18 protein-coding genes are annotated in these 18,710 nt (G+C 60.9%); 10 read left to right on the forward strand and 8 right to left on the reverse strand.

Annotated elements, in window-relative coordinates; translation table 11 throughout:
• The first annotated feature begins 76 nt into the window (after positions 1-76).
• Positions 77-1,234, forward strand: coding sequence for an AI-2E family transporter (locus ACOYO3_RS03830; RefSeq protein WP_002526176.1), 1,158 nt, complete (start codon positions 77-79; stop codon positions 1,232-1,234).
• 3 nt (positions 1,235-1,237) lie between these two features.
• Here the strand turns inward: ACOYO3_RS03830 and ACOYO3_RS03835 are convergent, their stop codons facing one another.
• Positions 1,238-1,627 (reverse strand): hypothetical protein, encoded by a 390-nt coding sequence (locus ACOYO3_RS03835; RefSeq protein WP_002525109.1) that lies wholly within the window; start codon positions 1,625-1,627, stop codon positions 1,238-1,240.
• Here ACOYO3_RS03835 and ACOYO3_RS03840 point away from each other — a divergent pair.
• Positions 1,626-2,255 carry a hypothetical protein gene (locus tag ACOYO3_RS03840; protein ID WP_002547780.1) on the forward strand — a complete coding sequence of 210 codons (630 nt, stop codon included), beginning with the start codon at positions 1,626-1,628 and terminating at the stop codon, positions 2,253-2,255. The genes ACOYO3_RS03835 and ACOYO3_RS03840 overlap by 2 nt on opposite strands.
• Before the next feature lie 104 nt (positions 2,256-2,359).
• Here ACOYO3_RS03840 and greA read toward each other — a convergent pair whose 3' ends face one another.
• Together greA and ACOYO3_RS03850 are read right to left on the reverse strand one after the other, a co-directional pair.
• The gene (gene greA / locus ACOYO3_RS03845; RefSeq protein WP_002515205.1) at positions 2,360-2,866 is read right to left on the reverse strand and encodes a transcription elongation factor GreA; all 507 of its coding nucleotides are present in this window, start codon (positions 2,864-2,866) and stop codon (positions 2,360-2,362) included.
• Between the two features lie 21 nt (positions 2,867-2,887).
• Complete coding sequence (locus ACOYO3_RS03850; protein WP_002515144.1) at positions 2,888-3,313, reverse strand: DUF4307 domain-containing protein; 426 nt, start codon at positions 3,311-3,313, stop codon at positions 2,888-2,890.
• A 26-nt stretch (positions 3,314-3,339) separates the two neighbouring features.
• Here ACOYO3_RS03850 and ACOYO3_RS03855 point away from each other — a divergent pair, with 26 nt between their 5' ends.
• Together ACOYO3_RS03855 and ACOYO3_RS03860 are read left to right on the forward strand one after the other, a co-directional pair.
• Positions 3,340-3,531, forward strand: coding sequence for a hypothetical protein (locus ACOYO3_RS03855; RefSeq protein WP_002518097.1), 192 nt, complete (start codon positions 3,340-3,342; stop codon positions 3,529-3,531).
• 77 nt (positions 3,532-3,608) lie between these two features.
• Positions 3,609-5,624: a thioredoxin domain-containing protein gene (locus tag ACOYO3_RS03860; protein WP_002520314.1), complete on the forward strand. Its 2,016-nt coding sequence runs from the start codon at positions 3,609-3,611 to the stop codon at positions 5,622-5,624.
• A 21-nt stretch (positions 5,625-5,645) separates the two neighbouring features.
• Here the strand turns inward: ACOYO3_RS03860 and uppS are convergent, their stop codons facing one another.
• Positions 5,646-6,467 carry a polyprenyl diphosphate synthase gene (gene uppS, locus ACOYO3_RS03865; RefSeq protein WP_002515120.1) on the reverse strand — a complete coding sequence of 274 codons (822 nt, stop codon included), beginning with the start codon at positions 6,465-6,467 and terminating at the stop codon, positions 5,646-5,648.
• Positions 6,468-6,611: 144 nt separating this feature from the next.
• Here uppS and trhA point away from each other — a divergent pair, with 144 nt between their 5' ends.
• The 3 genes from trhA (at position 6,612) to ACOYO3_RS03880 (ending at position 9,374) form a co-directional block, all read left to right on the forward strand.
• Positions 6,612-7,283 (forward strand): PAQR family membrane homeostasis protein TrhA, encoded by a 672-nt coding sequence (trhA, locus tag ACOYO3_RS03870; protein ID WP_002515115.1) that lies wholly within the window; start codon positions 6,612-6,614, stop codon positions 7,281-7,283.
• 116 nt (positions 7,284-7,399) lie between these two features.
• On the forward strand, positions 7,400-8,779 hold the full coding sequence (locus tag ACOYO3_RS03875) for a PhoH family protein (RefSeq protein WP_002519222.1): 1,380 nt from the start codon (positions 7,400-7,402) through the stop codon (positions 8,777-8,779).
• A gap of 79 nt (positions 8,780-8,858) precedes the next feature.
• Positions 8,859-9,374 carry a DUF4245 domain-containing protein gene (locus ACOYO3_RS03880; protein WP_002519221.1) on the forward strand — a complete coding sequence of 172 codons (516 nt, stop codon included), beginning with the start codon at positions 8,859-8,861 and terminating at the stop codon, positions 9,372-9,374.
• A gap of 26 nt (positions 9,375-9,400) precedes the next feature.
• On the opposite strand, the gene ACOYO3_RS03885 is transcribed toward ACOYO3_RS03880, so the two are convergent.
• The 3 genes from ACOYO3_RS03885 to ACOYO3_RS03895 form a co-directional block, all read right to left on the reverse strand.
• The gene (locus ACOYO3_RS03885; protein ID WP_002514130.1) at positions 9,401-9,637 is read right to left on the reverse strand and encodes an exodeoxyribonuclease VII small subunit; all 237 of its coding nucleotides are present in this window, start codon (positions 9,635-9,637) and stop codon (positions 9,401-9,403) included.
• A complete protein-coding gene (gene xseA, locus ACOYO3_RS03890; protein WP_427305770.1) occupies positions 9,634-10,881 on the reverse strand; it encodes an exodeoxyribonuclease VII large subunit in 1,248 nt (415 codons plus the stop codon). The genes ACOYO3_RS03885 and xseA overlap by 4 nt, the downstream gene beginning before the upstream one ends.
• Positions 10,882-10,961: 80 nt before the next feature.
• The gene (locus tag ACOYO3_RS03895) at positions 10,962-13,739 is read right to left on the reverse strand and encodes an alkaline phosphatase family protein (protein ID WP_272868361.1); all 2,778 of its coding nucleotides are present in this window, start codon (positions 13,737-13,739) and stop codon (positions 10,962-10,964) included.
• A 149-nt stretch (positions 13,740-13,888) separates the two neighbouring features.
• On the opposite strand from ACOYO3_RS03895, the gene ACOYO3_RS03900 reads away from it, so the two are divergent.
• Positions 13,889-14,860, forward strand: coding sequence for a 4-hydroxy-3-methylbut-2-enyl diphosphate reductase (locus tag ACOYO3_RS03900; protein WP_002515204.1), 972 nt, complete (start codon positions 13,889-13,891; stop codon positions 14,858-14,860).
• Positions 14,861-14,863: 3 nt separating this feature from the next.
• Here the strand turns inward: ACOYO3_RS03900 and rmuC are convergent, their stop codons facing one another.
• The gene (gene rmuC, locus ACOYO3_RS03905; RefSeq protein ID WP_002525107.1) at positions 14,864-16,084 is read right to left on the reverse strand and encodes a DNA recombination protein RmuC; all 1,221 of its coding nucleotides are present in this window, start codon (positions 16,082-16,084) and stop codon (positions 14,864-14,866) included.
• A gap of 78 nt (positions 16,085-16,162) precedes the next feature.
• Here rmuC and ACOYO3_RS03910 point away from each other — a divergent pair, with 78 nt between their 5' ends.
• On the forward strand, positions 16,163-17,449 hold the full coding sequence (locus ACOYO3_RS03910) for a M18 family aminopeptidase (protein WP_002525106.1): 1,287 nt from the start codon (positions 16,163-16,165) through the stop codon (positions 17,447-17,449).
• 148 nt (positions 17,450-17,597) lie between these two features.
• Complete coding sequence (gene ychF, locus ACOYO3_RS03915) at positions 17,598-18,671, forward strand: redox-regulated ATPase YchF (protein WP_002525105.1); 1,074 nt, start codon at positions 17,598-17,600, stop codon at positions 18,669-18,671.
• Positions 18,672-18,710: the final 39 nt, after the last annotated feature.

Here is an 18,710-nt window from a genome sequence, read left to right on the forward strand (position 1 = left end):
GAAGGAACCCATGAAGCTCTTTAGCTCGGGTAGGAAGACCCCCACGTCGTCACCGGCATCTTCGCACGCCGGGGCTATGGATGAGACGGTTGGCGTCACCTCCACGTCCGAGGCCGCTAACGTTGCTACTCAGCCCGTCCCTACTCCCGTCGAAGACGTCCCTAATGGTGTGCGCACCGCTGCCGGATGGTGTTGGCGGATGATCGTTATTGCGGCCTTCATCTATGGCCTCTACCAAGTGCTCCACGCGGCTTCTGAGGTGTCCGTGCCAGTCGCGGTGGCTCTTATGCTTACTGCTGCCATGTGGCCACTAGCCAACTGGTTGTCGCGACATCACATCCATCGCGGTATCGCGTCGGGAATCTGCTTATTGCTCCTTGTCATCCTTGTTGGTGGGGTGTTCACTCTCGTCGGAGCCCAGATCGCTCTGCAGTGGCGTCAGTTGGGTGACCAAAGTGTCGCTAGCTTCAAACAGGCTCTGCAGTGGCTGGCCAAGAGCCCCTTGCACACCAATGAGGCTCAACTTACCCACCTCATGCAGAAGGCCGAGGCAGCCATGGCCGGCTCTCAAGGGCGCATCGCCTCGACTGCTGCTGCCGGTTCCCAGATCGGACGGTTCGGCGCCGGTCTTGTAATGGCGCTGTTTGCAACGTTCTTTTTCGTCTACGAGGGCGACAAATTGGCCGAGAAATCGGCGGTTTTGATCCCGCGCGAGCATCGTGCCGCAATCCTCGACGCCGCGAAGCGCGGCTGGGTTGCGCTGGTCGCCTATGTGCGCGCTGCGGTCATCGTCGCATTTGTCGATGGTCTGGGCGCCGGGATCGGAGCCGCTATTATCGGGTCGTCAATGTCAGTGGCGATTGGCGCTCTGACATTCATCTTGGCCTTCGTTCCCATTGTCGGTGCGCTGACGGCTGGTGTCGTCGCCGTCGGCGTGGTGTTGGTGACGCTTGGATTCTTCAAGGCCTTCATCATGCTTATCGTTTTCGTGGCCGTCATGCAGATTGAGGGACACGTCCTGCAGCCCTTCCTGTTGGGCAAGGCCGTCTCCATTCATCCGCTCATCGTGCTGCTCGGTATTGCTGTCGGTGCCATCATCTCCGGCATCGTGGGCGCTCTGTTCGCCATTCCGATCGTTGCCTTTGGGGTAGCCTTCATCAAGGCTTTGAACCCCGAGACCCCGGCGAACGAAGTCCCGCCAAACCACGATGACCTGGCTGCTGAGCACACGTGAACATTAACCTGTTGGGCTCCCCCGTAAAGTTGATGTCATGAGCGCTGACATCACCGCTATCCTCGAAGACCTTGCTGCCGGGAGGATAGACACCGCCGAGGCGAGCCGCCGTATCGCTGCCGCTGGACAAGACCAGCCCACGTCTGGGGTCACGAGTGGCCCCGATTGCGGCCCGGGCCCCCGGCACGGGGCTTCTGAGGATGACGCTCCGGGGGCTGATAGCAGTTCGCTAGGTGGGTTTACCATTCCCTCCGAGGCGAAGGAAGGACTTCGGTCTGCATGGCGAGTCGTGTCCGGAATGGCTGAGAGCGTCGGAGAAACCGTCGCCTCGACGGTGTCGTCCGGGTCGCGCCGAGCCAGCGGAGGCAACGATTCGGAGAGAAGTGTCGACATGACGACGGATCTGGACCGGGTACGCATCAACTGCAGCGGACGTCGAATTCGGCTTATCGGGGACCGATCGATTCCAGGTGTGCAGATTGGGGGCAAACACACCCGGCGACGCATTGGACGGGTTGTTGAAATCGGGATCGATGGACATCTGGCTCCGGACCTCGGCGTCCTCAAGAGATTCCGCTTCCCGACCGGTATGGACGGGGTCAAGGACTTGAGCTTCGGCCGTGAGGTGACGGTTCGGGTGCATCCTGATCTTCCTGTTGACATCGAGCTGTCCGGTGGCTCGCTGCGGGCCAGCGGAGTCGAGAGGTTCGGGCGTGTGCGTGTTACTGCTGGTGTTACCGAGATCGACGGAGTGCACCAGATTGAGGATGGGCTCTTCCAAGCGGGAAGTGGCAGCATCACCGGGCGCATCGATACTGGTCGCTCCCAGATTCGCGTCGAGTCGGGCAATCTCAACATCAAGCTGGCGGGCGGTTCCAACGTGTCAGTGCGGGGCAAGGCGCAGACCGGCATGATCTCCTGGCCCGAAGGTGGAGAGGTTGACGAATACGTCATGGGCAACGGATCTGCCCGTCTCGACCTTACGTGCCTGGTCGGGCGGATTGCCGTTCGCGCGCTGTGAGGTAGCGATATCAGGCAGAACACGATGAGGGCAGGGTGCATGGCGCCCTGCCCTCATAGCGATTAGCGATGTTGTACGACAATGCGTGTGACGATTGGTGAGTGTCACTCCTCGAACGGCTCGACGTTAAGGATCGTCACCTTGATCGTCTTGCCATTGGGAGCCTGGTATTCGGTCGACTCGCCCTTCGAATGGCCCAAAATGGCGCCGCCAAGGGGAGATTGCGGCGAATAGACGGAGACGTTGACGGAATCGTCAAGGCCCATCACCTGACGCGATCCCAGCAGGAAAGTGTCGGTGTCGGACTCGTCGTCAAAGTAGCAGACCGTCACCTTGGAACCTGGCACGACCTCGTCGGGAGAGGACGGGGCCTCGCCCACCTCAGCGTTACGCAGCATCTGCTCGAGTTGACGGATGCGGGCCTCGGCCTGCCCCTGCTCCTCACGGGCGGCATGGTAGCCGCCGTTCTCAGAAAGGTCGCCTTCCGAACGGGCGTCGGCAATCTTGTTGGCAATGGCGGTGCGGCCTTCGCCTTTGAGGTACTCCAGCTCCTGGGTGAGCTTATCGAAGGCCTCTTGGGTCAGCCACACAGTGTCTTCAGACTCAGGCATCTATTCAGTCTACCGCGAGTGTCACCTGATCGGTCCACACTTCTCCAGATCGGCGGTGACAGCCCGCGAGAAGGTCTTAACGCTGGCGCGGATTGTTTCATCCTGCGATGAGCTTGCTGGGAACGTCACCGTCGTCTCCCCAACGCGTACATGGTCAGCCCCGGTTGCGACCAATGTGCAGGAGCCTGCGACGGATGGGTCGGGACGGTGCAGCTTGATGGTGACGTCGACGCGCGAATCGGACACCGCCTGGTAACCGTGCAAGCTGGCTCGGATCGGCTGATCGGCGTGATAGAGCCCCGTCCATACTGTCCATCCGATGAGGATGACCGCCAGCACGATGATGAGGACGACCCACGGTGCGCGGCGAGGGCTGGGGTAGCGATTCGCGATGCGCTCGCGGGCCTCGTCAGTGAGAGAATGGTCAGGGGTTGGCACGTGGCCCATTGTGCCCTAGGGCGTAGGCTGTCAGCATGACAGTTCTTGCAGCCCAACTTGTGAGTACCGGCCTCGCTAACTTTCTGTGCTGCCTCGTTTTGGCTGTCTTCGGCGTCGTCGCGTGGATCAGTATTCGTCACAACATCCGCGGTATCGACTTTGACGAGGTTCCTTGCGGCCCGGCCCTCAAGGAGAGTCACAGAGAAGACGCGAATCGCGGCATCTGAGCCTCAATCGACGGGACTCCACCCAGACCAGGCTGACCAGTGGTCGAGAATGGGGTTGTCCTCGTAGGCTGACTGCTATGCCTAATTACCTTGGCGAGTCCACCAGCCCGTACCTTATCCAGCACGCCGCGAATCCTGTCGACTGGTTCCCCTGGGGAGAAGAAGCGTTCGACGAGGCCCGTAGTCGGGACGTGCCTGTCATGGTTTCAGTGGGCTACTCGAGCTGCCACTGGTGCCACGTTATGGCGCTGGAGTCTTTCAGCGACCCGGAGGTGGCTGAGGTCGTCAACGCCAATGTCGTCCCCGTTAAGGTCGATCGAGAGGAGCGCCCCGAGGTCGACGCGGCGCTGATGCAGGTGACCTTGGCGATGACCGGCCAGGGTGGGTGGCCTAATACCGTGTTCCTCACTCCTGAGGGCAAGCCATTCTTTGCCGGAACCTACTTTCCGCCGGTGCGCCGTGGCAGGTTGCCGGGGTTCGTCGAGCTCGTGGAAGCTCTCGGTGGGGCGTGGCGTGAGCGTCGTGACGAAGTGGTGTCTTCCGCGGAGGCAATCGTCGAGCACCTGCGCCCTGTTGAGAAGGACCCCGAGGTTGCCCGTCCGATCGCTGGGGAGCTCATTGACGCTGTCGGAGCCGACTACGACATCGTCCACGGCGGTTTCGGAAGTCCGACGAAGTTCCCGATGCCCACCCTGCTCGACGCCTTGCTCGTCAAGGGCGACCCGACCAGCCTCGACATGGCCCAGAACACGTGTGAGCATTTGGTTCGCGGTGGCATTTTCGACCAGGTCGGTGGCGGATTCCACCGTTACTCCACCGACTCACAATGGGTGGTGCCGCACTTTGAGAAAATGCTCTATGACAATGCCCTGTTACTGGCAACGATGGCCCGTTGTTGGCGTCGCACTGCCGACCACGACTCCGATCGCCGTGATCTGTACTCCCACGCCGCTCGTCGCACCGTAGCATGGCTCAATCGAGAGATGCGGCTGCCCAACGGTCTGTATGCCGCCGGTCTGGACGCCGATTCCGACGATGCCGCTGGACACACTCACGAGGGCATCTACTACCTATGGAATCAAGATCTGATTACGGACGCATTAGGAACCGACGAGGCCGAGTGGCTGCGCCCCCTCGTGCATCTCGAGCCTTGTAACGACAACGGTTTGGGCACTCTACAGCTGCGCGGGCGCGTCGAGTGGGAGCGCATTAACGCCGACATGGACACTTTGCTCGAGGCCCGGGGGCGTCGCAGTGCCCCTGCTCGTGACGAAAAGGCGATCACAGCGTGGAACGCCATGCTCATTGACGGTCTCGTCGAGGCCGGCATGATCCTGCGCGAATGGTCATGGGTGGAGCAGGCCCGCGAGCTCGCCGACTCGTTGTGGACCGCGCATTGGGATCACGGCATGGCACTGCGCACTTCTTTCCACGATCGTCCGGGAGTTCCGGCGGTGTGTGAGGATTACGCTTGGGTCGCGCTGTCCTTTGCTGGCTTGGCCGGGGCAACGGGGGAGTCGGTGTGGCTAGATCATGCCGTCGAGGTGCTTGGCGAGGCGGTTGCTCGATTCAGCGCTGTCGATGGCAGTTTTCTTGACGCCGAGGATTCATTCCTGCTGACGGTGACCGCTCACACGCTGACTGACGACGCCTGCCCCAGCCCGACCGCGGCCATGGTCATGGCCCTGCGCAGAGTGGGGCTCATGGCCGAGCGTGCCGATTTCATCGAGCGTGCCAACAAGGCCTCCGTGGCCCTACTTCCAGTGGTGTCAGCAACGCCGCGATTCGCCGGTTGGGCCGTGGCAGACTTCCTCATTACTGACGAGGCCCGTCGTGGTCTCAAGCCGGCAGGAGTCGTTATCGCGGATACGACCGACGAGCCTAGTGACCTGGCCGCTGCGGCGTGGCGAATGGCCCCAGCAGGGTCAGCGATCATGCGTCGACTTAACGAGGACTCTGGGTTTGGCACTTGGTTCAACGAGCGCGTCCCGCGTGATGGTCAACCGACCTGTTGGGTATGCCGCGGCGCGGTGTGCTTTGAGCCGGTAACCGACTACCTGGACCTCAAAGAACCGCTCTGGCGGCGAGCCTGAGGTCGTCGCCCCAGCAGCGGATTAGCGACCATAGCGCCGCTCCCGCTGGGTGAAGGAGCGCAGCGCCCGCAGGAAGTCAACCTTGCGAAAATCGGGCCACAACGCCTCGCAGAAGTAGAACTCTGAATGGGCGCTTTGCCACATGAGGAATCCGGAAAGACGCTGCTCTCCTGAGGTGCGGATAATGAGGTCAGGGTCAGGCTGGCCCCGCGTGTACAGGTGGTCCTCGATCTGGTCGATTTCCAGGGTTCGGGCTAAGTCAGCCAGGCTGGTGCCTTTCTCCGCCTCTTCGGCCAGGAGGGAACGGAAGGCGTCACGCAGTTCATGACGGCCTCCGTAAGCTACCGCGACGTTGATATGCATACCGACATGCCCGATGGAGGTGCGACCGGCCCGACACAGCGATTCGGCCATGTCGTCTGGGAGAAGATCAAGGTCGCCAACGGCCTGGACCCGCCACCGTGAATTATCTGCTAACGAGTCGACGAGGGACTCGATGACCTTGAGTAGTGGTCCGAGCTCGCCGGTTTCGGCTCGTTGTAGGTTGTCAGTCGACAGCACCCACAAGGTGATGATTGGGATGCCAACAGCGTCGCACCATGTGCAAAACTCTCTAAGGCGATCTGCCCCCGCCTCGTAGCCAGCCACCAAGGGTTCTCCCGGAGCGTTGAGGCGGGCCCAGCGACGGTTGCCGTCAGCCAGGACTGCGACGTGCTGGGGTAGACGGCTGCGGTCGAGTTGGTCGAGGAGACGAGCCTCGTAGGTGGTGTACAGCAGACCGGACGGGTGCATGCGGTCGAGGGTCTCACTGACCTTCGACAGGCGGTGGTCCAGGCTGCTCATAGGTCCAGATTAGTCAGTGCCTGGCACAAACGGTTGCTAGCTCGCGTTATGAGGCGAGATCGCGTCGTGGGTATAGGGCAAGGTAGGCTGGAAAAAGAAACCTACCGAACCGTAGGTTTGCAGTAGGTGAGGGGAGGACGACGCATGGCGACCGGGTGCAGCAGCAAGACCAAGAATCGTAGTTCGGTGCTTCCTAAACCGCGGCTGCGTGGTTGGGTTCACACCGTGATGGCCCCGCTGATCTTGCTCGCCGGAGTTGGCCTCATGATTGCTACGCCGACTTGGGGAAACCGATTTGCCGTCGGGGTGTGGATGCTTACCGGCCTAGAGCTGTTCGGGAATTCAGCGGTCTATCACCGAGTGCCATGGGGTGCGAAAGTCAAGGATGTTTTGCGACGCATCGATCACGCCAACATCGCCGTGTTTATTGCTGGAACGTATACCCCGTTGGCTGTCTCCCTGGCGACCGGCGCATCTCGGGTGATCTTATTGGCGATTATTTGGGCCTGCGCGCTGCTCGGGGTCGCGTTCCGATTCGTATGGAACGGCGTGCCCCGATGGGCCTCAACGATCCTCTACGTCGTCATGGGATGGACAGCGCTGTGGTGGCTCCCTCAATTCTGGCGCACATGCGGGCCGGCAGTCGTCATTCTTATCCTCATTGGCGGGGTGTTTTACACCGTCGGAGCAATCTCCTATGCCCGTCAGAAACCCAATCCTTCACCTACCTGGTTTGGGTTCCACGAGGTTTTCCACAGTTGCACGGCGGTGGCAGCGATCTGTCACGCCGTTGCTATTGGGCTTGCCGTCATCTGACCAGCTGGTGAACTCTGAGCGAATGGGAGAACCACCCGCTCCGATGCCACCACGCTGGTTCTACATTTGATGCTAGAGGGGCCGCTTTCGACGCCTCGATGACGTTTCCTTCCTCGATGCGACCTCTCACGTCACGGGAGGTTTTCGTGTCCGTCCGTCCAGAAGGCTCCGAGCGAGCCCACAGCCTGATCCCGGAGGCACCTGAGGGGAGGCGAACCTACGTCCTCGACACCTCGGTCTTGCTGTCTGACCCCCGCGCTTTGCTCAATTTCGCCGAGCATGAGGTGGTCGTGCCGATCGTCGTCATCACTGAATTAGAGGGTAAGCGTCATCACCCCGAACTGGGACACTTTGCCCGCGCAGCGCTGCGCATCCTCGACCGGCTGAGGCTTGAGAATGGCGGCCTCGTAGGACCAGTGCCGGTCAATAACGAGGGAGGTGTGCTGCTCGTCGAGCTCAATCATTCCGACCCACTGTGTCTACCTGACGGTTTCCGGCTGGGGGACAACGACACTCGCATCCTGGCGGTCGCGCAAAGCTACCGACTGGCCGGGCACTCGGTCGTCTTGGTGACGAAGGACTTGCCCCTGCGTGTCAAAGCTTCGGCGATTGGCTTGGAAGCTGAGGAATACCGTCACGAGCTCGTCCCCAGCAGCGGTTGGACCGGCATGGTGAACCTCGAGGTTCCGGACGAGATGATCTCGACCCTTTACGAGGAGGGGAGCGTCGTCGATTCGATTTTCGACGAGATTCCGGTGCACGCCGGACTGGTGTTGGAGGGGCCGAACGGAACAGCTTTGGCTCGGCGGATGTCGGACGCCTCTGCCCGTCTTGTCCCGAATGATCAGGAAGCTTTCGGGATTCGCGGCCGCTCCGCAGAACAGCGAATAGCACTCGATATATTGCTTGATCCCCAGGTTGGAATCGTCTCGATGGGAGGACGGGCCGGAACAGGGAAGTCAGCTCTCGCTCTATGCGCAGGTCTTGAGGCGGTCATGGAACGCCAACTCCACAAGAAGGTCATGGTGTTCCGGCCGCTCTATGCTGTGGGGGGCCAGGATCTGGGCTACTTGCCCGGTGACGAGGGAGACAAGATGGCCCCGTGGGGGCAGGCAGTCCTCGACACCCTCACTAGCGTGACGAATAACTACGTCATTGAAGAGGTGATGTCGCGCGGAATGCTCGAGATCCTGCCGCTGACACACATTCGAGGTCGGTCCTTGCACGACGCCTTCGTTATCGTCGATGAGGCTCAGTCCCTGGAGCGCAACGTGTTGTTGACGGTGCTCTCGCGTATTGGCCAGAATTCGCGGGTGGTGCTCACCCACGATGTCGCCCAACGGGATAATCTCCGCGTTGGTCGCTACGACGGAGTGGCAGCGGTTGTGGAGAGGCTGCGGGGCCACGACCTGTTCGGGCATGTCACCTTGACTCGCTCGGAGCGCTCCCCGATTGCTGCTCTGGTGACATCGATGATGGAGGATATGGTCGGCTGAAGTGAACTGAGGCGACGGTGTGGGTGGCATCTGCAACAATCAACAAGTGCCACGCAATCCCAGAGCCGGTGTCAAGGACATGCTTCTGTCCCTGGCGATCATCCTCGTCCCGGTGATGCTCATCGTGTGGTTCTTCACCAGAACCCCTGATGAGCCAAATATCCAGCAGGTCGACTGGAAGCCAGTGGTGGCGTCGGCGCGATCCCGTGCGGGATACCCGGTGCTGGCTCCCAAGGAGGTTCCGGAGGTTTGGCGGCCGACCAAGGCCCGCTATGCCAACAAGGGGGATCGCTGGGTAGGCAACACCATCTCCGCAGGGGACCGGTGGGAGTTGGGATTTCTGACAAGCAAGAACGTCTACCTGGCGGTGGATCAGTCCGATGAACCTGGCAGGGCATTCGTCGCCTCCGTGACAAGGTCGGCCACTGAAGACGGCAAGGTCTCGGTGGGCCGATATATCTGGACGAAGATGGTCAGCCCAGACGATCGCACCCACGCCTTGGTGACAAAGATTGGCTCCGCGACGGCGGTGGTCGTTGCGGACACTGATTATCGAGTTCTCACCGACTTTGCGGGGATGCTGACGACGTCTTGACCTTTCGGCATGTGGGCCGCTCGGCGTCAGGGCTGCGCGGTTTCGGCGTCAGATCGTGCCGCTTCGATGCGGGCCCGCGCCCCGTTGAGCCATGACTGGCAGATGTCAGCTAGTTTCTCGCCGCGCTCCCACAAAGTCATGGTTTCGGCTAGGGAGATCCCACCGGATTCGAGCCGGGTGACGATTTCGACTAGTTCGTCGCGTGCAGCCTCGTAGGTGATTTCCGGTTCCTCGGGAGCTGAGTTCGGGGTAGTGTCGGTCATGAGTCCTCCTGGAAGGTGGGACGGTTTGGGGTGCGGCGGTCGAGAGAATCGACGGTGACGCTGAGGGTACCGTCAGACAGGTAGACCGATAGGTTCGCGCGTGCGTTGGTGTCATTGACTGAGGTGATGGAGTCGCCCTCCGTGTCGGCGAGGATGGCGTAGCCGCGATCCAAGGTGGCCTTGGGCGACATTGCTCGCACGCGCTCAAGCATGTGGTTGACGTCGCGGCTCTCGGCGTCCAGGACGCGGTGAGTAGCAAGACGTAGACGTTGCAGTGTGGAGTCGAGCCTTTCTACCGCGATATCGAGAGTGGCTGCTGGATTGACCATTACTGGGCGGGAGCGGATCTGAGAGAGGTGTCCGCTTTCGACGTCGATGAACCTCGTAACGGCCTGGCGAAGTTGAGCTCTGGCTGTCTCGATAGCTTGGGACTGCTCAGCAGCATCCGGGACGATGAGCTTGCCCGCGTCAGTGGGCGTCGACGCGCGTAGGTCAGCGACGAGATCGAGAATCGGATTGTCACGGTCATGACCGATGGCCGAAACGACGGGAGTCCGGGTGGCGTAAACCGCTCTCACCAGAGCTTCGTCGCTGAAGGGGAGGAGGTCTTCCAAGGGGCCACCACCGCGGGCAATGACGATGACATCGACGGTGGGGTCGGCGTCAAGGTCAGCGAGGGCGGCGATGATCTGTTGGGCCGCCATGGGGCCCTGTACCCGGGTGTTGTGGACGACGAATCGGGCGGCAGGCCAGCGCAACGTGGCATGACGCTGGACGTCACGTTCAGCATCGGAGCCAGCTCCGGTGATGAGACCGATGCCGCGGGGCAAAACGGGAATCGGCCTATGGAGGGTGACATCGAAGAGCCCTTCAGCCTCGAGAAGTCGTTTGCGTCTCTCTAGTTGGGCGAGGAGCTGGCCCTCACCGGTGGGGGTGATCTCGGAGATTTCGAAGGAGAGCCTCCCAGTGCGCGACCACACTGTCGGTCGGATGAGGGCGGTAACCGTCATGCCCGTCTCGATTGGTCCGGCGGCGTCGAGGACCCTGCGATGGCAGGTGGCGCTGGCCGAAATCTCCTCGATGGGGTCGCGCAGGGTGAGGAACTGTGTCGGACTGGAGCGCCTGGTGATCTCGATTACCTGGGCTTGCACCCAGATGGCTCCGCAGCGCTCTACCCACCCCTTGACGGCGTTGACGACCCACGCCAGGGAGCGCGGATTGTCGGCGGCGTTCGGCTCGACCATGGGCACTACGCTAGCCAACAATGACGACAGAAGCGTCGGGCCGTCACCATAACAGGCAGCGGCCCGAACTCCTCAAACGATCACACTCCAGTGCGCGGAAGGCCTGGGTGACGGCCCTCACCTCTGTGGGTGCTGTTGCTGGGCATGACGGCGGTGGGAACGGTTGGCGTCAGCGTTGGACCCGGTTTGGGAGAGCAGGGATCGATGCCTTGCGCAGGATCGAACCGCTTGTCGTCAGGAGTCCACACCGGGAACCCTTTGGCATCCTTGGAGTAGCTGCCTAGTTCATCCAGGTCGACATCTCCAGGCTTGAGTTTTTCGCCCTCGTCGTCATCATCGTCATAGGTCAACACGGGGCCGGACTGGATCACCGAGTGCTTCGGTTCGGGCATCGTGGATCTGGCGCCTTTGACGGCTTTCCAGATGGCCTTGTTGAACACTTGCTCGTCAATGTCATCCTCCTTTGTGGTGTCCTGCTCGCCGGACTCCTTGGCCATCGGGGCTTTGGGGGTGTTGAGCGTCTTCATGTCATAGGACGGACTGGCCGCCTGGTAGGGGGTCAGGTCGGGCTTATCGGTGAAGGCGGCGGACATCGGGGTAGAAAAGGCGTCGAATTGGGTCAGCGGACCTATACCGAGAATGCCCTCCATTGTGTGCAGCATCGATACTGTCGAGTAAAAGGTGGAATCGACCCCACCAGTGCGGGTATATGGGCTGATGACCTCGCCGATGGTGCGGTGCGCGTCGACGTGGTCGGGACCGTTCTGGGCATCGTCCTCAGTGAGGAAGATCGCGGTGTCCTTCCAGATGGGGGAATGGGATACGGTCTCGACGAGCTGGCCGATGGCCTGATCGTTGTCTGCGACGTAGGCCTGGGGAGTCGGGACCCCGACTTTGGTGGCCTGGGTGTGGTCGTTGCCGAAACGAACCAACTGGACCGTCGGAACGCTTCCCTTAGCGAGCTGTTTATTGAAGTCGGACTTCCACTCGTCAACACGAGATTTCGGCCCGCAGTTTTTGGCCATCGGTGCGAAGGACCTAGCCGAATCCGGGCAGTCCAAGCTCCAGCCGATGAAGTCGTGATCGGTGTTCGGATCGAGGATCTTCTTGTCGACTCCGTGAGCCTTGCCCTTCTTGTCGAGCGTGGTGTAAAAGCCGTAATTGCGGAAGCTGATGTTGTTTTTCGACAAGTGTTCCCAGAAGTATGAATCGTGCTCCTTCGCGCGGGAGTCCGGGTCGTTGCTTTCGGCCGGGTATGGCGCGCCACGACCGGAGTAATTTGACGGCCACATCTCCTCTGACCACGGATTCGAGTTTGCCTGAGAGACCCAGTTCCATCCATTGGCCGAGACTTCGGCGTCGGCGTAGAAGTTGTCGAAGGTCGTGAATTGACGAGCCAGGGCACGGGTGTTGGGAGCCGACTCCTCACCGAAGAGGTTGAGCGACGGATCGGCATTACCGCGGCCGTTGGAACCCAGTTCTTGATCGAAGGTGCGGTTTTCCCGCACGATGTAGATGACGTGCTTGATCTTGCTCGACGTAGTGCCGATCTGGTTGGGGACCGCGCTACTGCGGGCAGGATCGTTAGCGGTGTTGTTCTTTTCCACGGTAGCTGTCAGCTTGGCCAGGGTCGCTGCGTCAGGCTCGCTGACGGTGGAGAGCAGGCCTTTGATCATGGAACCGGAGTACTGGTTCTCGGCGGTATCGCGCGGGTCGGTGGGATTGGGGTGGCCCGGGCCGTTGTTCGGCCCGGCTCCCAGCCCTTTGGCCGAAGTGATGCTCAGCTTGCCGTCATGGGCGAGGACCTGCGTCGGGTACCAGCCAGTCGGAATGTCCCCGATAACCTTGCGAGTTGCGGCGTTGATGACGGCAACCTCATTGTGTCCCGAGTTGGTGACGTAGAGACGCTTGCCGTCTTGGGAGAGAGCCAGACCGGTCGGATTGGCACCTACCAGTTTGGAACCGTTGCGGTTGACCGGGATGGTGGCGGTCTGGCGATGAGATGCGACGTCGACCACTGAGATGGTGTCGGCGTCACCATTAGCGACGTAGAGGGACTTGCCATCGGGGGTCAGCACGGACTTGTTGGGATGGAAGCCTACGTTGATTTTGTGGGTCGCCAGTGGCTGGGATTTGGTGATGTCAACCTCGGCGACGTCGGCCCCGCCTTGGGAAGAGACGAACGCTTTGGTGGAGTCCTTGGAGAGGGTCACCCAGACCGGGCGGTGCCCGATGTGGGTCGTCTGAATCTTGTTGGTGGCCAAGTCGATGACGGAGACGGCATCAGCGAGCTGATCTGCCACGACGAGGCGTTTGCTGTCATTCGTGACGGCGAGCCCAGCCGGGTACAGGTTGACCTTTGTGAGCTTCGGGCTGACGACCGGCATCTGGATAGCGCTGGTTTCCACGAGTTTGCCACAGTCGAAGTGGTACGTGCGGATCTTGTGGTTGCCAGCAGCGCTGGCGAACAGGTGCGTGCCGTCAGGGCTGAAGGCCAGCCCCATGTACAGGCTTTCGGGAGACTTATAGGGGATGGTCTGGACGACCTTGCCAGTGGCAGTTTTGATGACCTGCAGGGACTGGGTTCCCTGACCGTTATTGCTGACGATGAGGTACCTGCCATCGGGGGATAAAGCCTCATTGAGCGGGAGGTCACCAAGGGTGGTGAGCTGACCGGCTGGAGTCAGCAGCTGACCGACGGTAGTGCGGCCAGTAGAACCCGACATCGGCCCGGCCTTGTTGGGAGACGGAGCCGCATGAGCTGGGGAGAAGGCTGCTATTGCGGTAACAACGGCACACGCCGAGGCGAGACCTCGGCGCAGTCGTCTGGATACGTGTGTGTCATGAGGAGCGCTCATAACCCAGAACTTAGGAAATAAAAATGGCACCTGAGGGACACCACGGATGCACCTTCAGGGAATTTTAGGTAAACGGACTTTCTGCGGGTCCTCGGCAGGCGAACTTGAACGGGTTCGTCAGATGCCGACGTACCCGTAGACTCAGGATCATGGCTGTTACGGGGGCGTGCACGAATAAGAAGCTGTACTTAGCTGCTCCGCGTGGATACTGCGCAGGCGTTGATCGTGCGGTGGTGACCGTTGAGAAGGCGCTAGAGGTGTATGGCGCTCCGGTGTACGTGCGCAAGCAGATCGTCCACAACCGCCACGTCGTGGAGACCTTGGAGGGGCGCGGAGCGATCTTCGTTGATGAGCTCGACGAAGTGCCCGACGATGCCCTCGTGGTGTTCTCGGCTCACGGCGTGTCCCCGCAAGTTAAGAAAGAGGCCACCGATCGTGGTCTTCGTACTATTGACGCAACGTGCCCACTGGTGACGAAGGTGCATCACGAGGCCAAAAGGTTCGCTAACCAAGACACCCAGATCCTCCTTATTGGTCATGCCGGTCACGAGGAGGTCGAGGGGACGACTGGCGAGGCTCCCGAGAACATCACCCTGGTGCAGACTCCCGCGGATGTTGATGGGTTGGCGTTAGACCGCGACCGTCCCGTGGCGTGGCTGTCCCAGACAACGCTGAGTGTCGACGAGACGGTGGAGACCGTCGATCGGATTCGCGACCTACATCCTCAGCTCATCGATCCGCCTTCCGACGACATCTGCTACGCCACCCAGAACCGGCAGCACGCCGTCAAGCAGATGGCTCCTCAATGTGACCTTGTCATCGTGGTGGGATCGAAGAACTCGTCCAACACTGGCCGTTTGGTGGAGGTCGCCCTCGAATCGGGGGCCAAAGCCTCCTATCGGGTGGATAACGCAGGAGAGATCGAGGAGACCTGGCTCGACGGTGTGTCCACCATCGGCGTGACCTCGGGGGCATCGGTGCCGGAGGCCCTCGTCCAGGGGGTGATCGATCTGCTCATCTCGAAGGGTTGGCCGCCGGCTGAGGAAGAGACCCTCATTGAGGAGTCGTTGTCCTTCGCCTTGCCGCCTCAACTGCGAAAACGTCGCACGACGGCCAAGTGAGGTTCATTCCGGAAGGCCCACCTCAGTCTGGTTCTCGGTCAGTTCCGGCGAGGTGAGGGGGCGTACCGCCTCTTCGATGGGGGCCGGGGACGCGATGTCGTCGGCGGTTACCCCGAGATGTTCGAAACGTCTGGCTTGGACGAGGACCCTTGTCTCGAGGCTACCCAGGGCCGAATTGTAGGCTCGCACCGTCGAGGTCAGGGATCGTCCCATTTTGTCGAGGTTGCCGGCCAGGGTTCCTAGACGCTTGTGAAGGTCGCGTCCTAGTGCTGCGACTTCTGTCGCAGATCTCGCGACGGCCTCCTGCCGCCAGGCTAGGGCGACCGTGCGTAGCATCGGAATGAGTACTGATGGGCTGGCCAGCACGATCCCGCGTCGGTTAGCGTACTCGTGGAGGTCGGGTATCTCCTGCAGTGCAGCCTGAAGTAAGGCATCGGAAGGCAGGAAGCACACGACGAACTCGGGGGAGTCGAGGTCGGTGCGCCAGTAACCCTTGGCCGAGAGCTGGTCGATGTGGGTGCGAACATGGCGTGCGAAACGGGCCATCTGGGCGTCGTATTCCTCAGCATCGTCGCACTGCGCGGCCTCAAGAAATGCGGCCAGCGGCGTCTTGGCGTCGACATGGATACACCGTCGACCTGAGAGCTTCACCGTCATATCGGGGCGTTGCGGGGCGCCTTGGGCTGTGGTCGTCTGCTGGGTTTGGAAGTCACAGTGTTCGAGCATTCCGGCGACCTCTGCAGTGCGCTGCAGTTGCATCTCGCCCCACGCTCCCCGGATCTGAGGTTTGCGCAATGCGGCGACGAGACTGGCGGTCTCTTTGCGCAGGCTCTCTCCGGCCGTGCTCACCCCGGCGACTTGTTCGCGCAAGCTTGCCGTCATGTCGGTACGCTCTTGCTCGACTTCAGCTAGGCGCCGGTCAAGTCGTTCGAGGGCGAGGGACACGGGTGCCAGCAGGCGCTGGGCGTCGCTCATTGTCCGCTGTGCCGACTGGGTAGCGCGTTCGTTCTGGTCAGCCATGCTCTGGGCGGATAAAGCCTTGAACAGAGTGGCCAAGGCGTCACGATCGGTGGCGATCTTCTCTGCTGCTTCCAGCCGCTCGGTAGCCACACGTGCCGCCGAGGTGGCTTCGGCAATGCGCTGGGACGTGCGCAATTGCGCGATGAGCCACCCCAAGGCCACACCGATAGCTAGTCCGATAAGCCCGACCACGATGTTCGTCATGCCACGAGGGTCCCAGTAGGGTCTGACACATTCAGCCAGGGTCGTGTTTCGTCGTGAAGAACAGCGGGTGATGGTTGAATGGTCGTCATGGCTGACAAGAGCGTCCCGACTTCGGATCACATCCGCGACATCATCTCTTTCGTGGAAGCATCTCCCACCTCGTATCACGCTGTGGTGGAGCTGACGCGGCGGCTGGAGCAGGCCGGATTTCAGCGTCTAGAGGAGACCGAGTCGTGGCCATCCGTCGAAGGGCGCCGGTACGTGGTGCGGGATGGAGCTGTCATCGCCTGGATCACTCCAGAGAAAGTGACTCCGCAGCTGGGGGCGAGGATCGTCGGTTCCCATACCGACTCCCCGTCCTTCAAGCTTAAGCCGAACGCCACCGTTACAAACCAGGGTTGGCAGCAGGTCGGTATGGAGGTCTACGGCGGTGGCCTACTGAATTCCTGGCTCGATCGTGATCTTGGGCTGTCCGGGCGCCTCGTCACTTGCGACGGTCAGGCTCATTTAGTGCGAACCGGGCCGATTTTGCGCATCAGCCAGCTTGCGCCGCATCTGGATCGCACCGTAAACGACGACCTCAAGCTGGACCGCCAGCGTCACCTCATGCCGATTCTGTCGGTCGGGAAGCCCGACCTTGACGTTGAGGACCTGCTGTGTGAGGCGGCTGGGATCAAGCGCGACGAACTGGCCTTCCACGACGTTTTCGCCCATTTGACCCAGTCCCCGGCCGTCATCGGACCCTATGGGGAATTTCTAGCCAGCCAGCGTATGGACAATCTGTCTTCGGTTCACTCCTCGGTCGCGGCATTCGTTGACGTCAAGCCGACCAGCGACGTGGCAGTCATGGCCTGCTTCGACCATGAAGAGGTCGGTTCGGCGACAAGGTCGGGTGCCTGCGGGCCGTTCCTCGAGGACGTCTTGGTGCGCATCGCTGAGGGGTTCGGGATGACGGGTGCGGCCTACCGGGCAATGATTGCCAAGTCCTCATGTGTGTCTTCAGATGCCGGGCACGGTGTGCATCCCAACTACGTTGAGAAGTTCGATCCGGCGAATCACCCGCTGCTCAATGAGGGGCCATTACTCAAGATTAACGCTCATCAGCGTTATGCCACTGATGGCGTGGGTGGGGCTCTGTGGCAGCGGGCGTGCGCTGCTGCTGGGGTGCCGACCCAGAACTTCGTGTCGAATAACTCGGTCCCGTGCGGCTCGACGATCGGGCCGCTGACGGCGACGAGGCTTGGCATGCTGACGGTTGACGTCGGAGTGCCGCTGATGTCGATGCATTCCACTCGTGAACTTGCCGGTACGGCCGACCTGACGTACCTGTCCAAGGCGCTGGGGGCCTACTGGGCTGGAGCCTGAGCCGATTGGTTCCAAGTCCAGTCAATGTGCCGACAGTACTCGGCCACATTGACTGAGCCTCAAGCATATGACCCGACGTTCCCGTGTGGAGCGCTGATGGGAGGTGGTTAGTGGGTTGGGTGCCGGCTGAACGGTAGAGTGGCCGAACGTGGCACTTACGATTGGAATCGTCGGTCTTCCCAACGCCGGCAAGTCGACTCTGTTCAACGCGCTGACCAAGAATGACGTCTTGGCGGCGAACTACCCCTTCGCGACCATTGAGCCGAATGTTGGCGTGGTCGGGGTGCCGGACAAGCGCCTCGATGTGCTGACGGAGATGTTTCATTCCGCTAAGACCATTCCTGCGACGGTGTCCTTCGTCGACATCGCCGGAATCGTCAAAGGCGCTAGCAAAGGTGAGGGGATGGGCAACGAGTTCCTCTCTAACATTCGTGAAGCCGACGCCATCTGCCAGGTGACAAGGTGTTTCGCAGACGACGATGTCACCCACGTCAACGGTCACGTCGATCCCTCCGACGACATCGAGACCATTACTACAGAGCTCGTGCTCGCTGATCTGCAGACGATGGAGAAGCAACTGCCCAAGTTGCAAAAAGAAGCCGCGATCAAGAAGGAGTCTCGTCCCAAAGTCGAGGCGTGGGAGCAGGCTAAGGCGGTGCTCGAAGAGGGCAAGACGATCTTCTCAGCCGGGCTCGATCCCGAGCCGTTGCATGACCTCTTCCTGCTGACGACAAAGCCCTTCATCTACGTCTTTAACTGTGACCAGGATCAGCTCGCTGACGCCGATTTCCAGGCCAAGATGGAGAAGTTGGTGGCTCCTGCTGAGGCGATCTTCTTGGATGCTGAGTTTGAGGCTGAACTGGCCGAGATGGAGCCCGAGGACGCTGCTGAGTTCCTTGCGGATGCGGGTATCGAGGAACCCGGTCTAGACAAGCTCGCGCGGGTGGGCTTCGACACTCTTGGTCTACAGACCTTCCTAACTGCGGGGGAGAAGGAGTCCCGCGCATGGACGATTCACAAGGGCGACACCGCCCCTGAGGCTGCTGGCGTCATCCATACCGACTTCCAGAAGGGGTTCATCAAGGCCCAGGTGGTGTCCTTCGGCGACCTTGTTGAATTTGGCGGCGAAAAGGAGGCCCAGGCTGCTGGGAAGTTGCGGTTGGAGGGCAAGGAGTACGTTATGCAGGACGGTGACGTAGCGGAATTCCGATTTAACGTGTAGCTCTGGTTTGATACTTACTTGGCTTAACCGCATCTGAGA

Origin of the sequence: Cutibacterium sp. KBN10P07758, from assembly GCF_050286205.1 — a bacterium.
GTDB lineage: Bacteria > Actinomycetota > Actinomycetes > Propionibacteriales > Propionibacteriaceae > Cutibacterium > Cutibacterium acnes.